Source organism: Nocardia nova NBRC 15556, from assembly GCF_001613005.1.
GTDB classification, from domain to species: Bacteria; Actinomycetota; Actinomycetes; order Mycobacteriales; family Mycobacteriaceae; genus Nocardia; species Nocardia nova.
This window is the reverse complement of sequence record NZ_BDBN01000185.1, coordinates 1-1,854: the sequence shown is the minus strand read 5'-3', so window position 1 is coordinate 1,854 and position 1,854 is coordinate 1. Positions and strand designations below refer to the sequence as shown.

The following is a 1,854-nucleotide window of genomic DNA, read 5'->3' as shown; positions in this document are numbered from 1 at the left end:
GGCGATGCACCGAATTGCGATCTTCGTAGGGAAAAACCGCCACGGTGCCGACGCCGAGTTCGTAAGCGGCGCGGAAGGCACGGATGGCGATTTCCCCGCGGTTGGCGACCAGCACTTTGGAGAACATTCGATAAAGGTACCTGCCCGGCGAGCGGGGTCGGACAGTGAATACGGCTTCGCAGCCATCCTCACAAACCGGATCGGCGAGTCTGCGAAGTTGTGTTCTTCCAGCGGAAACATATCCGGCCGGGCGGGCGGCGTTTCCCCTGCCGCTCGCGGTGGATTACGCTCGGGAACGCAGCTGGTTCGCTGCCGCCGACGAGTTGGAGCCCCGAGCGTCGCGCGCAGCGTCGAAACCGGTCCTCGCGGGCCGGCGAGAGGGAACCCGGTGAGAATCCGGGACTGTCCCGCAGCGGTGAACAGGAACGACCGCCGTCATGAGCACTGGATCCATTCCGGGAAGCGACGGCCAGTAGGCGACATCCGGGGCCCTCTCCGGACCGGTCCGCACGACCGATGCCTGTGAGTCCGAAGACCTGCCGGTTGTGCCGGATACGCCGTATCCGGCGGTCACCGCCTCGTGGATCGGGCGGGCGGACCCGTGGCACACCGGATACCCCGGTGCGGCAGTGTTTTTCGGGACTTCGTCCGTCGTGCGGCGGTGATCTGTGGCTTCCAGTTTGGAGAACACCGTGACTGTCACAACGCATACTCGTTTCACCGCAACGGTTCTGGGCCTGCCGCGCATCGGGCCGCGGCGCGAACTCAAACGTGCCGTCGAAAGCTACTGGGCCGGACGGATCGACGCCGCCGAACTCGAGCGCGTCGCCCGGCAGCTGCGCGCGCAGAGCTGGTCGGCGGCGCAGGGCGCCGGACTCGACGCGGTACCGGTGGGCACCTTCTCGTTCTACGACCAGATGCTCGATACCGCGGTCATGCTCGGCGCGCTGCCGCCGCGGGTCGCCGGCATCGGCGATCCACTGGACCGCTATTTCGCGGCCGCGCGCGGCGCCGAGGGCATCGAACCGCTGGAGATGACCAAGTGGTTCGACACCAACTACCACTATCTGGTGCCGGAAATCGGCCCGGACACCCGGTTCGCCCTCGACCCGTCGGCCCTGCTCGGCGAGCTGCGGGAGGCGCGTGAGCTGGGCATCCCGGCACGTCCGGTGGTGATCGGGCCGGTGACCTTCCTGGCCCTGTCCAAGGGTGTGGACGGCGTCGCGCCGATGGACCGGCTGGCCGAGCTGATCCCGCTCTACCGCGAGCTGCTGGACCGGCTGGCCGACGCGGGCGCCGCCTGGGTCCAGATCGACGAGCCGGCCCTGGTGCGCGACCTCTCCGAGGCCGAGCTCGCCACCGTGCGCACCACCTACGCCGGAGTGAGCGCCGAGGACCGGCGGCCGAGCATCCTGGTGGCCACGTACTTCGGCTCCCCGGGCCCGGCACTGAGCGCCCTGGCCGCCACGCCGGTCGAGGGCGTGGCGCTGGACTTCCGTTCCGGCACCACCGTTTCCGAGGTCGCGGCGGTTCCCGCCCTGGCGGACAAGCTGGTGGTCGCCGGAGTGGTGGACGGCCGCAACATCTGGCGCACGGACCTGGAATCGGCACTGAGTGAGCTGGCGACCCTGCTGGGTTCGGTCGGCGCGCTGGCGGTCTCGACCTCGAGTTCGCTGCTGCATGTGCCGTATTCGCTGGCCGCGGAGTCCGGCCTGGATCCGGTGCTGCGATCGTGGCTGGCGTTCGGCGCCGAGAAGATGGACGAGGTGCGGATATTGGCGCACGCGGTCGGTGCCGGCACCGACGCGGTCGCCGCGGAGCTCGCCGCATCGCGCGCCGCGATCGAGAGCCGCC

At 69.4% G+C, this 1,854-nt stretch carries 1 protein-coding gene, 1 pseudogene and 1 riboswitch; of the genes and pseudogenes, one reads left to right on the top strand and one right to left on the bottom strand.

The window, feature by feature from the left end:
• Nucleotides 1-127, bottom strand: a 127-nt coding sequence (locus NN2_RS39150) for a biotin carboxylase N-terminal domain-containing protein (RefSeq protein ID WP_156511574.1), incomplete at its 3' end; no start/stop codon positions are given.
• 213 nt (nucleotides 128-340) lie between these two features.
• A riboswitch (cobalamin riboswitch) is annotated at nucleotides 341-558 on the top strand.
• Between the two features lie 134 nt (nucleotides 559-692).
• Here NN2_RS39150 and NN2_RS35610 point away from each other — a divergent pair.
• A pseudogene (locus tag NN2_RS35610) lies at nucleotides 693-1,854 on the top strand (5-methyltetrahydropteroyltriglutamate--homocysteine S-methyltransferase); the annotation flags it as partial.